The organism is Brevundimonas sp. GN22 (assembly GCF_054824005.1).
Window position 1 is genome coordinate 1 of record NZ_JSYD01000030.1, and the last position, 4,046, is coordinate 4,046.

General features: G+C 63.7%; 4 protein-coding genes and 1 pseudogene. 3 read left to right on the forward strand and 2 right to left on the reverse strand.

Translation table 11 applies throughout. From position 1 onward, the window contains the following. Window positions 1-202, forward strand: a 202-nt coding sequence (locus OB03_RS04990; RefSeq protein WP_461343401.1) for a LytTR family DNA-binding domain-containing protein, incomplete at its 5' end; no start/stop codon positions are given. On the opposite strand, the gene OB03_RS04995 is transcribed toward OB03_RS04990, so the two are convergent. Continuing rightward, on the reverse strand, window positions 203-1,666 hold the full coding sequence (locus tag OB03_RS04995) for a carotenoid oxygenase family protein (RefSeq protein WP_461343402.1): 1,464 nt from the start codon (window positions 1,664-1,666) through the stop codon (window positions 203-205). An 11-nt stretch (window positions 1,667-1,677) separates the two neighbouring features. Beyond that, window positions 1,678-2,097, reverse strand: coding sequence for a DUF2141 domain-containing protein (locus OB03_RS05000; RefSeq protein WP_461343403.1), 420 nt, complete (start codon window positions 2,095-2,097; stop codon window positions 1,678-1,680). A gap of 202 nt (window positions 2,098-2,299) precedes the next feature. Here OB03_RS05000 and rpe point away from each other — a divergent pair, with 202 nt between their 5' ends. Both rpe and OB03_RS05010 read left to right on the forward strand, forming a co-directional pair. Continuing rightward, window positions 2,300-2,968, forward strand: coding sequence for a ribulose-phosphate 3-epimerase (rpe, locus tag OB03_RS05005; protein WP_242912646.1), 669 nt, complete (start codon window positions 2,300-2,302; stop codon window positions 2,966-2,968). Then, window positions 2,965-4,046: pseudogene (locus OB03_RS05010) on the forward strand (heparinase); the annotation flags it as partial. The gene rpe and the pseudogene OB03_RS05010, both read left to right, overlap by 4 nt.

Consider the following 4,046-nt stretch of genomic DNA (forward strand, 5'->3'; position numbering starts at 1 on the left):
TCTGATGCGGTTGTCCGATGCTCTCGATGAGTTGGACGGCCTCGAAGGATCAAGAACCCACCGCAGTTGGTGGGTCGCCAGGGCCGCCGTGCGCGATGTCGCGCGTGGCGACGGACGTGCGACCCTGACACTGCCCGATGGCACCTTGGCCCCCGTCAGCCGTCGCTACGCCCGCGCCCTGCGCGAAGCGGGTTGGTGGTAATCAGACCCAGTTGCCGTGGAAGGCGGCGGGCAGAGCGACATCGGCCCGCCACGTACAAACAGGCCCGTCCTCGATGCGCGCCAGATCCAGTAGGTGCAGTTCGCTGACACCGGCCTTCAGGTTGACGCTGGGACCGATCAACCAAGCGTCTTCTTCGGCAGTGGCTCCCGGTTTGGGCACATAGACCATCTCGTCGGTCACATGCTCGCTGCCAAAGTTAAAGCTGCGGGTCCGGCCCGATTTCCAGTCCGTCACGCCAATAGCTGACGCCAGTGGCGTGCCCTTCCGGGTGCCCGTCGTGTGGATACAAAAGCGTCTTTCCAGCCCCGCGCGACGCGGGTCACTGCGCGGGAACTCGGCGATCATGCCGGTGCGCTCCAGTCGCCCGCGACCATCTGGCGTCAGGACCACCAGAGTGAGTTCGGCCGGCTCTTCATCCAAAGGGACACCGTGCAATATCTCGCTAGCGCCACGGGCAGCGAAATCCATGTCCGAATGGGCGGCCACGTCAAAACGTATGGTTCCGTCGGCGTCCTCCCAAGCGTCCCCGACATGGAAGAAGCCCATAGGGGGCAGTTCGAATACGCGGCGCTTGCTCAGGTCATCCTTGTCTATGACCAGCACCTTTGACCCCAGCTCGGGCTTCCATTCAAAGGCCTGCGACAGCGGAAGAGTATTGCGGCTGTGCACCCAAGGTTGCAGCAGGATCACCAGATGCCGCGCCGTTGCCGAGAAGTCGTGGATATAGCTGGCCGTCGGCAGCTCGATCACATCCGCCGCGACAAGGCTGCCGCCCGGTGCCAGTCGCCAGACGATGGCACCACGCCCGTTGAGTCCGAGGTTCCACATCGTGCCATCCGGCTCGATGCGGGGGTGCGCGAGGAACGGCATGGCCTTCAGGTCGGGGCGCAAGGTCACATAGTCGCGCGTTTCCAAGGTGACAGGGTCCATTTCCAGCGGCGATCCGGCCTCCCACAAGGCCCACAGTTTGTCACCCACCTTGTGGACCGAGGTGTTGGCCGGATTGACGTCGTCAGGCGAACCGATGCGGGCGCGCGGATCGGCCAGCGTACCAAACCCCGGCATCAGCATCGCACCGGCAGCTTCCTCCTGACGCCGCTTGCGGGTGTCTGCAAAGCGGGCCGTCAGTTGCACCTGACCGTCTTCAATGTGCCAGCGCCGGATCATGCCGTCGCCATCGAACCAGTGCTGGGCCGATCCGCCGGGACGTCGGAACTGGGCTGGCCCGTTCCGGTAAAGTGTACCCTTCAGTCCGGCAGGTACCCGTCCGTGCACAAGCTCGAGCATCCGCGGAGAGATATCGCCTGCCACGTCGGCCGTAGCCAGTTCCCAGTTCTGAGCCTGCTGCAAAGCAGAAGCTGCCTTGACCACGTCAGGCGTCAAAACGGCCGCAGCCGCAGCGGCCGCCGAACTTCCTAGAAACATACGTCGTGATACGTTCATGCCACCCTCGCTCAGCGCAGATTGATGGTGTGGGCGGTATCGCCCGAGACATCGAAGCGAGCGCGGTCCCATTTGGCCGGTCCCATGTTGCCGACGGCATTGTTGGAGAACCCGTAGGGCTCGACCGGCATACCGAAGGGGTTGGTGTCCATCCGGCCGTTGTCATTCACATCGTGGAAGACCTTGATGCCGTATTCACCAGCGGAGAGTCCATCGATCACTGCCTGATGCTCGCCCTTGGCGACGTCCATCCTCAGGACGCGAACCGGTGCATTGCCTTCATAGGACTGCTCGTTGTTGAAGACTGCAATATTGACCGTGCCTGTGGTTTCACCCGTCTCGATATTCAGCGTCAGTCGGGCGGCGTCTTGGGCATTCGAAGTCGTCGCAAACAGGCTGAGTGCGGCGGCGGTAATGATCAGGAAGCGCATGTCGTTTTTCCGTGGTGATGTGGTGATGCCTCCTTCTGGCCACCCTTCTCCCGGCCTCGCTACCGAGGTTACGCCTTGCAACGCCGCCTGTTCGTGAATGACCACCCCTTGTCATTCACGAAGCGCGAATGGCCACCCGCATGAAGTTGTCGCGGCAACGGCACCTTGCTCCTCGCCCGCGAGAGACGTAAGTCCTGCATTCATGACCCAGCGCACCGCTCCCCTGATCTGCCCGTCCATCCTTGCCAGCGACTTCTCCAAACTGGGCGAGGAAATCCGCTCGCTGGAAGCGGCAGGAGCGGACTGGATCCACGTCGACGTCATGGACGGGCATTTTGTGCCCAACCTGACCATCGGTCCGGATGTGGTGAAAGCGCTTCGCCCGCACACCTCGCTGCCGTTCGACGTCCACCTCATGGTGGCACCGGTCGACAACTGGCTGGAAGCCTATCGCGCCGCGGGTGCGGACATCATGAGCGTGCACCCCGAAAGCGGTCCGCACGTCCACCGCACCCTCGGTCAAATCCGCCAACTGGGTGCCAAGGCCGGTCTGGTCTTCAATCCCGCCACCCCCTTGAGCGTTCTGGAAGAATGCGTCGATCTGGTGGATCTGGTGCTCATCATGTCGGTGAACCCGGGCTTCGGCGGTCAGAAATTTATCGACAGTTCCCTGCGCAAGATCCAGCGCGCCCGTGCCATTCTCGATGCTTCCGGCTCGCACGCACATCTTCAGGTGGATGGCGGCGTGGTTGCTGCAAATGCCGGAGCCTGTGTTTCGGCAGGCGCTGATGCCCTTGTCGCGGGATCGTTTGTGTTCAAGGGTGGGCCGGACGCCTACGCCACCAATATCCAGGCACTGAAAGCGGCATGAAGCCCATCGGCCCCTTCGCCCCGCGTGACAGCGAAACCCCTCTTTCCGAAGGTCACATCCCCGGACTGAAGGGTTCGCCCGTGCGCACCCCAATGCCCGTTCAGGGAACGCAGCGCACAACGCCCGCACTCGTCGGTGCCATCGCCAAGGTTCTGGTCACACGCCAGTTGTGGGTCGAGCTCTATGGCCTGCCCGGCTATCCGATGACACTGGGCAGCGCCAAGGGACAGGGTTTCGCCTTGACGCCAAAGGATCTGCGACCCGTCCCTAAAGAGGCACCGCGCCCCTTGCTGGGCGGCAAGCTGACCCTGATGGGGCTCAGCCTCGATACCGACGACCCGCGCCTGATGTGGGAACGCCCCACACCGAACCGTGCCTTTGCCGTCGAACTGCACAGCTTCAACTGGCTTCCGGTGATGATGGCTCAGGGCGAACGCGGTGTTCAGGACGCCATGGCCATGAGCCTGGGGTGGCTGGCGACCTTTGCGGATTGGTCGCCGTTTTCGTGGTCGCCGGATGTGCTCTCGCGCCGCGTTTATAATCTGGCCTGCGCTGGCAAGCGTCTGACGCAAAATGCCGCTCCGGCCGATGCACAGCGTCTGGCCGACAGCCTTGCCCGTCAGGCCAACCAGCTTTTGCGTCCGCCCTTCTCGGTGCGCGGGCGCGCGGAGCGACTGGTTGCCGTCGCCGTTGCCGGTTGCGCCCTTGGCGGCGTTACGGGCGAGCGCCTGCGCAACAAAGCTCTGAAGCGGCTGCCCCATGCGCTGGAGCAAACGGTCCGCGAAGACGGTGCCCATGCCTCGCGCGCACCGGAGCACGGGATGGAGCTTCTGCTCGACCTCCTGACGCTGGACGACGCGCTTTCGCAGCTTTCGGTGCCCACGCCGCCTCCGGTAGCCGATGCCATGTCGCGCCTGACCATTGCCTTGCGCAGTCAGGTTCTGCCGGACAAGCGCCTGGCGGTGTTCCAAGGAGGCGGCCCCTCGACGCGCGAGCGGGTTCAGGCCGCACGCGCCCATGATGATGAGCCGGCTGCGCCTCCGGCCAGCATTATCGGCGGCATTGTCCGCGTATCCTC